The organism is Vibrio sp. SNU_ST1, from assembly GCF_030563405.1.
GTDB lineage: Bacteria > Pseudomonadota > Gammaproteobacteria > Enterobacterales > Vibrionaceae > Vibrio.
Genome location: NZ_CP130748.1, coordinates 837,598 through 852,947, shown reverse-complemented (window position 1 = coordinate 852,947; position 15,350 = coordinate 837,598). Strand labels below are relative to the sequence as shown.

Here is a 15,350-nt window from a genome sequence, read left to right as displayed (position 1 = left end):
CAGAGCAACACTTGCGTCATTCGTGAATCAGGTTCAAATCTTCTTTCGGCTATATAATAGAGTCGAGAACTCATCCATTTGCTTTTGCTCTCTTTGATCTTGCAGCTTTGCTTTTTCTTTCTGCTTTTTCTCCATCAACCACTCGTAGGATTTACGCTTTTTTCGTAACTCCATCCAATAGTTTTGGCAGTTATCGACCTGATTTTTAAAGTGATGTTCCGCTTCTCTCTGCTTAGAGAGCGTTTCATCTAATTGCGTTAAAAAACGGTTTAAGTGACCATATTGGCTAGCCGTTAATCCGGCCTTACCTCGGTCAACAAGTTGCTGGCAGTAATCAAGTCGATATTTTTCAATCTGTTCGACCTGTTCGTAGTAACCCTGCAGCTCGACATTCGCTTGATTCAGCGCCAATACAGCTTGGTTCTCTTGGTCTTTCGCTTGATCGAGAAGAAATTCTAACGCGTTATCCATGATTGACCTTATTCAACACGACCTAACCGCCTAACACATGCTTTAACATGTTGACGCACATGTCATAGGGAACCGTTTCTTTCATTTTCTGTTGTAAGTACTCGTCCAATCTCGGTTTCAAGGTGAAAGCACTGTCGATTGCAGGGTCTGTTCCCGGCTTGTAAGCACCAATCGAAACTAAATCTTGATTTTTCCGGCAGATAGACAGCACTTGTCTAACAGCTTTCGACATCAAGACATGTTCTTCGGTGGTGATTTGAGGCATAACTCGACTGACGGATTTCTCAACATCAATCGCGGGATAGTGGCCAGCATCAGCCATCTCACGAGATAAAACAATGTGACCATCAAGAATCGCTCGCGATGCATCGGCAATAGGGTCTTGTAAATCATCACCTTCTGTTAACACGGTAAAGAAAGCAGTGATAGAACCTTGTTCATCGTTACCATTACCTGCTCGCTCCACCAGCGCAGGAAGCTTGGCAAACACAGACGGCGGATAGCCTTTGGTTGCTGGCGGCTCACCCACAGACAGAGCGATTTCACGCTGCGCCTGAGCGAAACGAGTCAATGAGTCCATCAGTAGTAGAACATCTAGACCTTGGTCTCGGAAATACTCGGCTACAGCCAGTGCGGTTTGACAGCCTTTTAAACGCATCAATGGAGACGAATCCGCAGGAGCGGCGACCACAACAGAACGCTTACGACCATCTTCGCCAAGAATTTCTTCAATAAATTCTTTTACTTCTCGTCCACGCTCACCAATCAACCCCACTACAACCACTTGCGCGGTTGTACCACGAGTCATCATCCCAAGCGTGACCGACTTACCCACACCGGACCCCGCAAACAGGCCGATACGCTGCCCTTTGCCCACAGTTAGTAAGCCATTAATCGCTTTTAAGCCAACATCAAGTGGCTCAGAGATAGGTTTACGAGCTAAAGGGTTGATTGGCTCAGCATTAAAGGAAGCGCGTTGCTCGGTATAGATTGGACCTAAACCGTCGAGCGGATTACCTACACCATCGATAACACGACCAAGCAACTCCATTCCAACAGGGATACCGCTTTCTGATGTTATCGGTGTCACGCGAGCACCTGGTAAGATCCCAGTAATTTGTTCACTGGGCATCAAAAACAGGTTATCGCCAGAAAAGCCAACCACTTCGGCTTCCATCTGACCAGACATGGTCTCTACTAAGCATAAGCTGCCAATTGGCGCTTTGCAGCCGGTCGCTTCAAGCGTTAGACCAACAACACGAACTAGTTTTCCTGATGCAATTGGTCGCGACTTTAGCCCCTCGACTTTGTATTGGCTAAGACGGTTCGCTAATTCAAGCATTACTCATGACCTTGATGACGGTTTACACCACAGAAGCTTTGAATGACGTTCTTCACGCGCTCTTCCATGCGGTAGTTAACACTCGATTCACCCGCTTCAATTTGTACGTCGCCGCGATTGAGTGCAGGCTCTGATACCAACGTCCAATTACGAGAGTCCAATTCCGTTTCGCCATACGCTGAGCGTATTATTGCAACGTCTTCAGGGTTTAGCTTCAATGTGATCGCGTGACCTGAGATTGGCAGTGACTCTACCGATTCTTTCACTGTATCTAGTATGATTTGTGGGTTGGTTTGTACTTCAACATGAACCACTTCTTTGACCATGGTCAGTACCATGTCCACCAGTTGCTTCTCTACCTGAGCATTCATCAGCTCTAATGGCTGAGCGAACTGGTTGGCTAGCCCCATAAAGATGGCGACTTGCTGCTGAATGTACTCTTGACCAGCAGTAACGCCTTCAAGTTTTCCGGCTTCGTTGCCCTCTTCGTGACCTGCGGCAAACCCTTCTTCTTTGCCTTTTTCGTAGCCCTGTTTAAAGCCAGCCTCTTGTCCTTGATGAAGCCCTTCCTGATAAGCACCTTGCTTGATCAGTTCGATTTGGTCTTCAGTTAGAACCAGCTCTTCGTCTTCAATGGCTTCTTCAACCGTTGGCATCCAACCAGGATCGTAGTTAAAAGCCGTTTCTTTGGCTTGTTTGTTCACATCAGAGGTATAGTCAGGCAGCCCCCATTTCTGAGGTTGGGCAACCGTATTATCTTCTTCAGGGCGAAGGAAGCCGCGTTTTCTATCACCTGACATATCAGTACCTATCTATGAGTTCGTCCAACTGCGTTGTAGATTCAAGCAATTACACGGTAGTTAATCTGTGGTTTGAGGTTGGATAAAGAAAAGCCCCAACAATGTGGGGCTCTTGAGGTTTCTGTATTAAAGGAACTCGTCGGCGCCACCAGACAGCATAATCTCGCCACTGTCTGCCATCTTCCTCGCAATACCCAAGATCTCTTTCTGAGCAGCTTCTACATCAGAGACTTTAACTGGCGGCATCGCCTCAATATCGTCTCTCATCATATCAGCAGCACGCGTAGACATGTTCTTGAAGATCTTCTCACGTAGGCTTTCATCAGCACCTTTAAGCGCTTTCTGTAGGACGTCTTGTGGAACATCACGCAGCAATCGCTGAACACCTTGGTCATCAACTTCAATAAGGTTTTCAAAGACAAACATAAGATCTTGGATCTGTGTTGCCATGTCTTCGTCTTGATCTCGAATTTGCCCCATCAAGATGCCTTCTACATTATTGTCCATGTAGTTCATGATCTCAGCAGCGGCTTTCAGGCCACCAATTTTGGCAGCTTGAGCACCCGCTTGACCCGCAAACTGTTTCTCCATGATTTCATTCAACTCAGCGAGAGCTGAAGGTTGAACTTCTTCAAGGTTAGCAATACGCATCATCAAATCAAGGCGAACACGCTCAGGGAATTGAGATAAGATCTCCGCAGACTGATCCGATTCCAGATAAGATAATACGATCGTTTGAATCTGTGGGTGCTCGTTAATGATGATGCTTGCCACCTGACGAGGGTCCATCCACTTAAGAGAATCCAAACCTTTAGAACCAGTACCTAAAAGGATCTGATCAACAAGGTTATTCGCCTTATCTTCACCTAGAGCAGCCACCAACGCATTACGCATGAAGTCTTCACTGCCCATACCGATGTTGGTGTACTTCTGAATATCATCTAAGAAAGCGCGGTGCACAGCACCTACTTTTTCTTGAGACCAATCCGTTGAACGTGCCATTGCACTACCAACACGCTGAACCTGTTTAGGTTCTAGATGGCGAATGATACCCGCAGCATCTTCTTCACTTAAACTTAGCAACAAGATCGCAGCGCGCTCTTCGCCTGAGATAGACTCGATATCGACACTTGCGACATCAAGCTCACCACCTTCTGCTTGTTGTGGAACAATTTCGTTAGCCATCTGCCACCCAATTCTTAACTACTTGAGCTGCTAGCTCTGGTTCATTCGCTACAAGTGCACGTACTGCTTTCAGTACGTCCTCATCTTTGTGAAGGTTAGGTAGGTCGATACTTGAACCAAATTCAAATAACTCACCACCTTCAATATCACCACCAATTAAACTGGTTTCGCCGTCAGCACCAATTGGCATGCCGTCGGGTCCGTACATTTGATCGTCATCGTCTGCTGCTGGGTTAAGCAGTTTTTTCATTGCAGGGCGAACCAGCACCAATACGACAACAATAATAACCAACGCACTCGCAAACCAACGAACCCAATCATTAAAGTTCTCATGCTCCCAAATTGGTACATCAGCAACAATATCCGTTACTTGAGGTGCAAATTGCATGCTTAACACATTGAGTAAATCACCGCGGTTTTCATCAAAACCCACAGTTCCAATCAATACCTGACGTATCGCGTTAATTTCGCTTGCTGGAATTGGGGTGTGAACCACTTCTCCCGTATCAGGATTCAATGATTGGCGATCTTTGATTGCAACAGATACGGTCTGACGATTAACCGTTCCGCTCTGTTTTCGCTCATGACTAATGGTAGTATCCAGCTCAAAGTTGCGGGTCGCTTCTTTGTGAACCGAACCTTGCCCCATCATCGTACCATCTTTCATCTGAGCCACATCCTGAGGAATCGAAGCATCAGCGGGAGGCTGGTTACTCAAAGCCCCTGGAATACCAGCCACAACGTTGCCGTTATTATAGTCTTCTAATGTGTATTCACTTCGGGTTGCTGGAGTATTCGGATCAAAACGCTTTCTTGTTTGTTCCACAGCACTAAAGTCGAGTTGAATATCAACCTGAGCCGTGTAGTTACCAAACCCAAGAATCGGAATCAAAATAGAGTCAATTTTTTCTCGTAGCGCTTGCTCTTGATTACGCTCTAACTCGTGCTCTTTTCGACGAGCCGCTGACATCGGATCCTGAGAGCCAGAGCTCAAAAGTCGACCATGCTGATCGGTCACCGTAATTCGCGAAGTTTTCATCCCCGGAACCGCACTGGCCACCATGTCCACAACAGAATCAACTTCTTGCTGCTTGAGGTTCGTCCCCGTTTTAAGTGTCAGGAATACTGAGGCTGAGGCTTCTTGATTGTGACGAACAAAGACACTTTGCTTAGGTAAGGCAAGTAAAACTTGAGCTTTACGTACCTGCTTCATCTGTTCAATAGCTTTAGCAAGCTGTCTTTCACGACTTAGTTTAAGACGCTCTTTCTCTAAACGTTGTGATACACCAAAGCCCATGTCTTGCATGAGGATATCATCACCGGTGTTTCGCTCTTGGTTCAATCCCGCTCGAACCATATTTAGCTTTAATGAGTTATATTCACTCGCTGGTACCGAGATGGTATTCCCTTCAAGAGAGTACTCAATCTTCTGCGTATCCAAATAATCAAGAACCGGGATCAACTCTTCTGTTTCGTAAGCCCCTAATGGACGCATTTCTGGCTCTTTCACCCAGAAAAACAGCATTACAATAAGCGCTACACAGATCGAGATAGAAAGAACTAAGACGACTTGACGAAGCAAATCGAGATCACCGACGGCCATATCGAACTTAGATGAACTGCGCTCACCTAAATCGGTATTTTGCCCTTCTCCATCTAGATCAGAACTTGCAATAAGTGCGTGGTCGTTGCTATCGCTTACGGTTAAATCTGTTGTTTGACTGTTATCTGCCACTATTTACTACCCAACTTATACCGGCATGTTCATCAGCTCTTTGTACGATTCGACCAATTTATTTCTAATTTGGATCGTCGCTTCAAAAGCCACACTAGATTTATTACGAGCAATCATCACGTCAGATAAAGACACGCTTTGATCGCCACTGTCAAAACGAGTTTGAAGATTACCAGAGGTCTTTTGTAATGAGTTCACATTATTAATGGCATTAGTCAGCATGTTGCCAAAATCTGCACCAACCGCTTGGCCCGTTGCAGCAGGACGCGCGCTGGCAGCTTCAATCATCATTGCCTGCATTTCGCCTTGTAAACCATCTATTCTCATTTACTACCTCAGGAGTCAAAATTATGACTATCTATTTAGCTTTATTATTGACAGAGCAATTAACGTGCCATGCATCAATTTGACTAGCTATCGTAATACACTAGTCAGAAAGCTGACACTACTAATTTATGTTCAGTTTGGAATGTCTATTCCAGCATCACGCATTTTCGCTAATTTATAACGCAATGTACGAGGGCTAATACCTAGCTTTTCAGCCATATCTTTACGTCGACCATGACAAGCAATCAATGTTTCGAGAATGATCGCATACTCTTGATCTCTAAGCTCATTTCCAAGCCCCTCACTACTTGCTACAACTTTACTGATAGGATTCGCTTCAGCAATAGGCTTAATTTCTGGCGCTGAAACACTGTTCCCTTCAACGATCTGTTGTAACCCAGTTGCGTCTTGCCAATCAACACCTTCAAGTAAAATATGTTCGCCTGAAATATTTTCTTGCTCACTCAAAATTAGAGCGCGCTGCACGACATTATCCAGTTCACGTACATTTCCCGGCCACGGATAATTGACGAGTTTACTAATGGCTTGCTCAGACAGAACAGGAACAGGCATTCCTAGTTTGGTGCAATGACGTTCAACCAAATGCTTCGCAAGCGGCTCAATATCGCCTTTACGTTCACACAGCGCTGGCCAAGTAATTGGAAATACATTCAGTCGGTAGTATAAATCTTCACGGAAATTCCCTTCAGAAACATACTGCTTTAGGTCGCGGTTACTGGTTGCTAGAACACGGACATCCAATTTGATGCTCTTACGGCTACCAAGACGTTCAACTTCGCGCTCTTGCAACACTCGCAGCAATTTCGCTTGTAGGCTGAGATCCATTTCGCTGATCTCATCCAACAAAATAGTACCGCCTTGAGCTTGCTCAAATTTTCCCGGACAAGCTTGAATCGCACCAGTGAACGCACCTTTATCGTAGCCAAACAGTGTCGCTTCCAACATGTTATCTGGAATCGCGGCACAGTTAATCGCAACAAACGGACCGTTTTTACGGCTCGAAGCGTTATGAATATAGCGAGACATGACCTCTTTACCTGAACCACTTGGCCCTAGCACCATCACATTGGCATCGGTTTTAGCCACTTTGTCAGCCAGCATCATTAGTTTGATACTTTTCTCATCGGCAACGATAGCATCGCCATTGTCATCCGACTTTACGGGAGCGTAACGGCTTACCATGTTTAACAGCACTTCTGGTGCAAATGGCTTTGCCATGTAATCGATAGCGCCTTCTTTCATTGCCGCGACCGCATCTTCAATGTTGGCATAGGCCGTCATCAATAGAACCGGAAGATTTGGCCAGTGCTGCTTGATGTTTCTTAGCAATGCTAAACCGCCCATACCTGCCATCTGTACATCAGAGACAACGATATCAACAGAGTTTGATTTCAATTTTACCAGAGCATCTTCCGCACAATCCGCTTCCAGCCACTCGTAACCAGCAAGCGCGAGTGTATCGACAAGGGCCTCGCGTAGACCTTCATCATCTTCGACGATTAACACTTTGCTTTGAGCCATAGGATTCTCCAGTGTAAATTCAGTTAAAACTTATTAGTCTTCAGAAGAAGAGCTTCTTTCCAACGGTAGACACATGGTAAAGCATGCGCCGTCACCCTCTTCTGATATCAATTCCAGTCGACCTTCATGTGCTCGGCATACCATTTGTACAACAGCTAAACCTAGACCTGTGCCTTGAGAACGAGTGGTAAAGAAAGGTTCCATAATTTTACCTTGAAGTTCTTTAGGCACACCGGGGCCACTGTCTTGTACTGATATCTTAAGTTCACCGTTTACGGGTCTAAAAAACACATCAATCTGCGATTTCTTACCCGCAATTTGAACTGCGTTCAAAACTAGGTTACTTAAAGCAGAAGCGATAGCATTGGCGTTGCCAAACATTTGAGTCTTTTCATCTTCAACTTCCTGACAATAATCAATCTGGTTGCTTTTTAACGCAGCCTCCACCATAGGATGAAACTCAATGATGAGTTCTGCGATGGTGAATGGCTTAACCACCTTGTTGTCGCCACCTTTGGCAAACAATAGCATGTCATTCACTTGTTTCTCTAAATCATGCAACCTATCCATCAGCTTAGATTGAAAACGCGTTTTTGTTGCCGGCGGCAAATTTGGCGCGGCAAGGTTTGATGCATACAGCATCGCACTAGAAAGCGGCGTGCGAACCTGATGGGCAAGCGAAGCGACCATTCTACCAAGTGAAGATAAGCGCTGAAGATCGCTCACACGAGACTGCAGCAGGCGAGTTTCTGTCAGGTCTGTAATCAAAATAAGCTGACCTGTAGTCGAAGCTGAAATCGCCAAGCGCACTTTTCGCCCATTCTTCAATGAGATCTCATGCCCATCATCGTCCCTTGGTTCAAAGGCATTTTGTATTACCGAAAACCATTTCTCGCCAACCAACTCAACCCCGAGAATACGGTGCGCTTCAGGATTCGCTTCTCTCACTTCACCATGCGTATCTAACAAGATGACCCCCGCAGGCATAACATCGAGCACTTGCTTATAGCGCTCAACCTGTTGCTCAACAGAATCTAGATGTGATTGATTTTCTGGTTCGTTAGATAGATGCATGTCAAAAATTTGCCTCAAATACTAAAACAGCCTGACATGTACAACACAAGTCAGGCTATTTGCTATATTTATCACATAGTTAAGCAAGCAACAACTCGACTATGGTTTATCTGTTCGTTTAGCTAAAGTTGCTAAAATGCTAAAATGCTAAAATGCTAAAGTGTGTGTGCTAGTTTTCGTTCCCATCAAAAATAGGCACTAACGCTGCAAGTTATATTTACGCATTTTTTCGACCAGAGTGGTTCTGCGCATTCCAAGCATGTCAGCAGCACGAGCAACAATACCGCCCTGAGCCTCCAACGCTTGATTGATCATATTCACTTCCATGTCAGCAAGTAGTTCTTTCAAATTAACCCCTTCAGCGGGCAAATCTTGAGGTGCGTTCGCATTGTCAGCAAGCTCATCGTGCTGCTCAAAACTGAAGTCTTCCGAGAACAAGTCAGAAAGAGCATCTCGCTCTTGCTCTTCCTCTGATGCAAAATTATTAAACTCTGGCTGAAACTCTGGGATATCACTGTATCTATATTTAGTTGGTAGATGATTCACATCAACCAAGCTATTTGGATATAAAATAACCATTCGCTCAACTAAATTAGCTAACTCACGTACGTTGCCCGGCCAGCAATGCTCCATCAAAGAGTTGATTGCACGAGGAGTAAAACAGATTGGCATGCCACCTTCAGCTTCCATTCTGGTCATCAACTCCTGAAGCAATAGGGGAACATCTTCTTTTCGCTCCTGAAGCGATGGCATTTCAATTGGGAAAACGTTTAAGCGATAGTAAAGATCTTCACGGAACAAATCATCTTCGATCATGTTTTCAAGATTGCGGTGTGTTGCCGCAATCACTCGAACATCAGCTTGAATGGTACTATTGCCACCTACACGTTCAAAACTGCGTTCTTGTAAAACACGAAGCAACTTAACTTGCATCGCCATTGGCATATCACCAATTTCATCAAGAAACAGTGTACCACCTTCAGCCAACTCAAAACGGCCTTTACGTGCGGTAATTGCACCAGTAAACGCGCCCTTCTCATGACCAAACAGTTCACTTTCGAGCAAGTCTGGCGGTATAGCGCCACAGTTTACGGGAACGAAAGGTCCTGAACGACGTTTAGAATGATAGTGAATATTGCGTGCTACAACCTCTTTGCCTGTACCTGACTCACCAAGAATCAATACGTTTGCCTCAGTAGAAGAGACTTGTTCAATCAAGTGACGAACTTCTTGGATACCAACACTCTGCCCAACTAGACTACGAAAAAGCGTGTTCTTACGCGCTGAAGGTAAAATTTGAACGCCTTTACGGCCCAAGAAATCTTTACAGTGTCTCAGTGCATCACTTAATTGCGGATAGTTAAGAGGAAGTTCAAGTTCACCAACAAAGTTAGTAAGTTCGTCAACCGGGTAATCGTTTTTGCCAATCACCAGTAAAGGGATGTGATTAACATGAACAAGCTTTTCATTCAGTAATGCGAAGCCTTTGGCTTTAATTGAACCAATGATGCAACCGGCCCACTGTAGGGACCAGTCAACTTTGTGTGCTTGTTCAGAGCTGATTACTTCGCAGCTCTCTCCTACAAACTCTAATATTGTGCTTAAATTGTGACGATTTTGAGCGTTATCATCGACGACAAGCAGTTTTGCCAAACCTTGCATAAGTAGGAATTATTGCCTTTATTTTGGTGCGATGCGGAAATTGGTAAGCGACGTAAGAGACAAAACAGAGAAAATATCAATGATTATGATCTACGTGGACAAATCTAGGAAACCAGCAACGAAAAAAGCCATTAGGCTATCTAATGGCTTCTATTTTATTTGATTATAAAAATAAGGCAACCAAGCAATTCAGAGATATGCGATTGGTTTAAACTGGGATGTTTCTTTAAATACCTACGTCCGCAGACGTTAAATTGTGATATTCATTCGGAATTTGGTCCCAAGCGCTCTTAATTTCGCGGATAATATCGATAACATCATCAATTGGCTGGGGATCATTTTTGTGATTTGCAGCAGAAATTTGCGTGATCATAAACTCATAAAGTTGATCTAGATTTTTCGCAATGTCGCCACCATCGGACATCGATAGGCAACTACGCAGGCTAATAATGATATCTAGAGCCTTACTCAGTCGCTCACCTTTCACCGGGATGTTGCCCGCTTGCATTGCCGCTTTACCTTGAATCAAGCGCTCGATAGCACCAGCCATTAGCATCTGAACAATTTTATGCGGTGAGGCAGCTGTAAGCTGGCTATCCACTGATACCTTTTTATATGCCTGTAAAGAACCGCGCATAGTAAACCTCTTCTATAAAAACTTTTTGTATTGTTGAACTGATTTGGCACCATGTCGGTATTTATGTAAGTTTTTACCTACTAGACCAGTCTCAGACTGCATCAGTTCGACCAATTGTCTTGTTCTCGAAATGGCTTCAAACCACTCGGAGCTTTGCTTAACGTCGGGATATGAATCGATTAATTGAAGCACGTTTTGCAATAACTGTTCTCTGTTATCGACAAGATGCACAATTTCTTCAGCATTAATTTCACTAAATTCGAGCTTAGACATAATTAATTGATCGAGCTCACAAAGCTCTTGAAGCAGTTTGCTCATCTATTAGCCCATTGCACTCATCATGCTGCCTAACTGAGATTGCATCTTGCTGGTCGCATCCTGCATAGCAGTGAACTTGGAGTGCGTGCGATTCTGCAGGCTATCCATACGGCGATCGAGTGCGACTTGGTCATCAACCAACCGATAGTTTTGTTCGACCAAGCTCTTCTCTCTCGTACGGATAGAACCGGTAACACCAGTGATCCCTTGAATCGCATCTTCGACTTTTTTAGCGAAGCCATTGTTACCACCAAAGAACTCACCCAACTTATCAAAGTGATTGTTGAGTTGACGGTCAAGCATATCGTAATTGATTTCTAACGAGCCTTGTCTTGTGGTGGTGATGCCAAATTCAGTCAAAGACTTTAGATTGTCTGGCGCGTCTTCAATACTTGATGAGAACACACCTTTCAATCGTGAATCTGCACTGCGTACTGTACTGTCGCCAGAGAGAGGGCCTTTTTGACCAGTCAGTGGATCGACACCCGCTAAATCTTTAGATACTTGGTAAAACTGATTATAAGAGTTAACAAAAGCTTCAATATCTTCACGAACACGATTACGGTCGTACTCAACACCTATCTCTGCTGGCGGCTTATCTTTAGGGGTTTTACCTTTAACCGTAATATCAATACCTTCAACAGCATCTTCAATCACATTGTTATTGCTAGAGAGCTGAGCAATGCCGTCTAGAACAACCATAGAATTTTGTCCGGCTTGCACTTCAGTCATACCGCTGTATTGGTCAAAAGACTGTTGAGCTAACGCAAGGTCAGCTTGAGCTTTATCAACCTTCTCTAAGTGCGCTCGTTCTGCTGGAGATAATTTAGCTCTCTCTAATTGCTGAGCCTGCAGAGGGGTTAGTTCACCTCTTTCAACTCTCTTCGCTAACTCAGAACGTTCATCAACCAATTTACTTTCTATTCTGGCTTTCTCGGCATCGAGTTTCTGCTGTGCCTCTTTGGGAGTAACATAAGAATCCGTCAACGTACCAGCGGCAGTATTTGACCACCCTGGAATATCAGCTGCTTTCTCTATGGCTTTTTCGTCAAGCTCAAGTTCTGGTCTAAAAAAAGAATCGAGTAATGTACCTGAAGCGGTATTGTTCCACCCAGGGATTGTATCTTCTGGCATCCCTGAAGCCGCTAAAGCTGCCGCATCTAGCGCCTTCTGACCAGCCATTGCCGCAGCTTGACCATAAGTTAAATTGTCACGGTCAAATTCAGCGAAAGGATCTTCGGGTTCAACGACGGGTTCCGATTTTCTTTCATAAATAGGATTACCGTTTACATCGAATATAGTGTTTCCGTTAGCGTCTCGCAGAGGAACAGCGAAGCCGTCTGGAATAGGGTTACCGTCGGCATCCAATTTGGGAGGAGCATCAGCCAAGACGCCTTGCGCTACTGAGCGAGCATCTTCTAAAGCTTTCAGTCTTTCCGATAGGGTTTTATATTCTAATTTTTTTAGAGGGTTGTTATCTTCAGAGTCAACGTGGAGTTTTATTTGATTGTCTTCACCAGACATATTTGAAGCGAGGACTAACCGTGGTCCTTCTTTATCGTTAATAATAGAAGCTCGAACCCCCGGATTATCCCCGGCACTGTTAATTGCTCTAACAACATCACGCAGTTTTGAGTTAGCACTAACTTGTGTCTCGAAGCTCTCTTTACCAAGCGAAACCTGCAGCTTACCTGGGCCAAATTTCATGTCCTCTGATAGTACATCAGAAGCCACTTTATGGCTCTGGGCAAGCTGCAACACATCGATAGCATATTTGCCAGCGATCGCTTCGGTAGTCGCGGTTGCAGAGACAAGACCTTCATCAGAGCTTTCTACTGTTCGCACAGCGAAAGCTTTGTCCTGGCGAAAGCTTGTCATCAGATTTTTCATCGAATCAAGGGACTCTCTGAGTCTTCCATAGGCACTAATGCTGGTGTCGATTCGCGTTCGTTCATTGTTGATCTGTTGCTGTTTAGGCACACGCTCCGAATCAACAATTTTGCTGACCATGGAATTGATATCCATGCCAGACGAAATCCCCATTGGGCCAAAACTCATTAAACCACCTCAATAATACGACTTAAACCTTAGCCTCCAATATTCCACTATTCGAGGTTTGGGCTGCTAGGCGCCTTAGAATTTCGAGCATTTCTTCATCGGGAATTTGGCGAATAATATCGCCTGTTGTGGTCTCATAAATGGTAACCACATCTCTCCCAGTCTCTTCATCAACCTTAAAAGCAACACCCTTGTTGAGAGAAGATATAAATTCATTTACCTTCTCCACCATTTTGACTCGCTCCGCATCATTTAACTCTTGTCTATGTTGAGCTAATTGAATCGCCGCTTCGGTAGCCATCTCTTTCGATTTTTCTACCTTGTCATAAGACGTTGTTTCTTTCGGATGTAAAGTACTCGACGCACTACTACCTTTATCGCTTGCAAATTTAATGCCATTAGGTGAGCCATAAGGCTGGATGTTCGATGCGTTAGATAATATTTCCATAACACTCTCCCTCCCACCTTTATGAGCCTAACAGTAAAACTCTACCCACAGTAGAGTTTACCGTTACTTACTGAAGTAAGTTTAGCCCAATAAGCTTAGAGCTGCTGATGGTGATTGTTTTGCTTGAGCTAAAATAGAAGTACTCGCTTGTTGTAAGATTTGAGACTTCGTCATTGCCGTTGTTTCTTTTGCGTAATCAGTATCTTTGATTCGACTCTTAGACGCATTAACGTTTTCGTTAATATTTTCTAAGTTGCTGATTGCGTGGTCAAAACGGTTTTGGAATGCACCAAGAGAAGCACGATTACTATCTACTGCCTTTAAAGCACCGTCAATAATAGATACAGCGTTGTTTGAACCTGCAACAGAAGTTACATCAATGTCGTTAACAGTAACATCCGTTACAATAGCCTTGCTGCTGCCAGGAATCTCTTTACCTTCTGCATCTTTACCAGATCCAAGACCTAACTCTTCAGCAAGAGAGCCGCCAAACTCTACATTACCATCAACTTTTTGGCTTGAAGCGAAGAGTTGCAATTTACCGCCTTCACCTACCGAAGCTTGAATGTCTGGGCTTTGACCGTTTAGGTAAGTGGCAAGTTCTTCCATGTCATTACCCTTTTTCGCAGTAATCGACAGATCTTGAACGTCACCAAACTGATCTTGGTACTTCATCGTTAGAACAGAATCTTCACCTACGCGCCAAGACGTATCTTTCCCCTCAGCAACGCTATAGCTCTTACCGCCCATTGCTTCAGTATCGGTACGCATATTATTCATTGTCAGCATTACTGCTTCACCAGAATCTGCACCAATTTGGAAAGATTGACTACCGAAAGTTCCGTTCAAAAGCTTGTTACCACCAAAAGAGGTCGTTTCAGCGATACGGTTAAGCTCAGTGTTTAGAGCTGAGACTTCTTCTTGAATTGCAACACGTTCAGATTTCGTGTTTGAACCATTTGAAGATTGAAGGGAAAGGTCACGCATTCGTTGCAGGATATTGGTTGACTCATTCATTGCACCTTCAGCTGTCTGTGCAATAGAGATACCATCGTTCGCGTTTTTTACAGCCATATCTAGGCCACGACTTTGCGACGTTAAGCGGTTAGAGATTTGTAGGCCTGCAGCATCATCTTTTGCGCTATTGATTTTATAGCCAGAAGACAAACGCTCCATTGATTTTTGAGTACCTTCAGCCGCACTATTTAGGTAGCGCTGAGCCGTCATTGCAGACACATTTGTGCTTACATTAATCGCCATAGTTGATCTCCTTTAGGCATTTTTTCATGCACTTATGTGACTCTCACCTCACAAAAACACATGTTATTTTGTTTTATATACCAGTGTCTCTCTCACCTTACATTGGTACATATCATTTCTCTCAATCCCTTTAACGGCCCCTTAACTAGAAGCTTTAATAAAAAATGCATTTTTTTTCGTATTATTTTCAATGTTAAAAAAAACGTGAAGTAGATCAATTAATCTCACGACATCTTTTAAAGCCGGATTTATACCAATCACAGTAAGTAAGTGAGTAGAAATAGCGCAGGAAAAATGCTGATAAAAAGGTAGGGTTTTTTCGATAAGTCGTTATTCTACAATCAAAAATTCTAACGTCGTTATCGAGTTTTTAGCAAGCTAGGGTGATAAGTTATTTACTACGATTGGTATTAACACTATGTGTATCAATATCCATCAGAACATTGATATAAGAAAAGATTCCTGATACCTCGCTTTACTCGGTTCTGGAA

At 44.0% G+C, this 15,350-nt stretch carries 14 protein-coding genes; all 14 read right to left on the bottom strand.

From position 1 onward, the window contains the following. Positions 1-33: 33 nt before the first annotated feature. The gene (fliJ, locus tag Q5H80_RS03865; RefSeq protein ID WP_009848549.1) at positions 34-471 is read right to left on the bottom strand and encodes a flagellar export protein FliJ; all 438 of its coding nucleotides are present in this window, start codon (positions 469-471) and stop codon (positions 34-36) included. Positions 472-493: 22 nt separating this feature from the next. Beyond that, entirely contained in the window at positions 494-1,813 is a 1,320-nt protein-coding gene (gene fliI, locus Q5H80_RS03860) for a flagellar protein export ATPase FliI (protein WP_304568882.1), read from the bottom strand. Continuing rightward, a complete protein-coding gene (fliH, locus tag Q5H80_RS03855) occupies positions 1,813-2,613 on the bottom strand; it encodes a flagellar assembly protein FliH (RefSeq protein ID WP_009848551.1) in 801 nt (266 codons plus the stop codon). The genes fliI and fliH overlap by 1 nt, the downstream gene beginning before the upstream one ends. A gap of 126 nt (positions 2,614-2,739) precedes the next feature. Continuing rightward, on the bottom strand, positions 2,740-3,798 hold the full coding sequence (gene fliG, locus Q5H80_RS03850) for a flagellar motor switch protein FliG (RefSeq protein WP_012603439.1): 1,059 nt from the start codon (positions 3,796-3,798) through the stop codon (positions 2,740-2,742). Continuing rightward, positions 3,791-5,533, bottom strand: a complete 1,743-nt coding sequence (fliF, locus tag Q5H80_RS03845; RefSeq protein ID WP_304568880.1) for a flagellar basal-body MS-ring/collar protein FliF — start codon at positions 5,531-5,533, stop codon at positions 3,791-3,793. The genes fliG and fliF overlap by 8 nt, the downstream gene beginning before the upstream one ends. A 15-nt stretch (positions 5,534-5,548) precedes the next feature. Then, on the bottom strand, positions 5,549-5,860 hold the full coding sequence (gene fliE, locus Q5H80_RS03840) for a flagellar hook-basal body complex protein FliE (RefSeq protein WP_304568878.1): 312 nt from the start codon (positions 5,858-5,860) through the stop codon (positions 5,549-5,551). A gap of 132 nt (positions 5,861-5,992) precedes the next feature. Then, positions 5,993-7,402 (bottom strand): sigma-54 dependent transcriptional regulator, encoded by a 1,410-nt coding sequence (locus Q5H80_RS03835; protein ID WP_304568876.1) that lies wholly within the window; start codon positions 7,400-7,402, stop codon positions 5,993-5,995. A 33-nt stretch (positions 7,403-7,435) separates the two neighbouring features. Continuing rightward, positions 7,436-8,476, bottom strand: coding sequence for a PAS domain-containing sensor histidine kinase (locus Q5H80_RS03830; protein ID WP_009848556.1), 1,041 nt, complete (start codon positions 8,474-8,476; stop codon positions 7,436-7,438). Positions 8,477-8,674: 198 nt separating this feature from the next. Further along, entirely contained in the window at positions 8,675-10,138 is a 1,464-nt protein-coding gene (locus tag Q5H80_RS03825; protein ID WP_304568875.1) for a sigma-54 dependent transcriptional regulator, read from the bottom strand. 226 nt (positions 10,139-10,364) lie between these two features. Continuing rightward, entirely contained in the window at positions 10,365-10,775 is a 411-nt protein-coding gene (gene fliS, locus Q5H80_RS03820) for a flagellar export chaperone FliS (RefSeq protein WP_009848558.1), read from the bottom strand. Between the two features lie 12 nt (positions 10,776-10,787). Then, on the bottom strand, positions 10,788-11,093 hold the full coding sequence (locus tag Q5H80_RS03815; RefSeq protein ID WP_304568873.1) for a flagellar protein FliT: 306 nt from the start codon (positions 11,091-11,093) through the stop codon (positions 10,788-10,790). 3 nt (positions 11,094-11,096) lie between these two features. Next, a complete protein-coding gene (fliD, locus tag Q5H80_RS03810; protein WP_369809713.1) occupies positions 11,097-13,103 on the bottom strand; it encodes a flagellar filament capping protein FliD in 2,007 nt (668 codons plus the stop codon). Between the two features lie 70 nt (positions 13,104-13,173). Beyond that, positions 13,174-13,599: a flagellar protein FlaG gene (gene flaG / locus Q5H80_RS03805; protein ID WP_304568871.1), complete on the bottom strand. Its 426-nt coding sequence runs from the start codon at positions 13,597-13,599 to the stop codon at positions 13,174-13,176. An 81-nt stretch (positions 13,600-13,680) separates the two neighbouring features. Further along, a complete protein-coding gene (locus Q5H80_RS03800; RefSeq protein WP_012603433.1) occupies positions 13,681-14,859 on the bottom strand; it encodes a flagellin in 1,179 nt (392 codons plus the stop codon). Positions 14,860-15,350 lie beyond the last annotated feature (491 nt).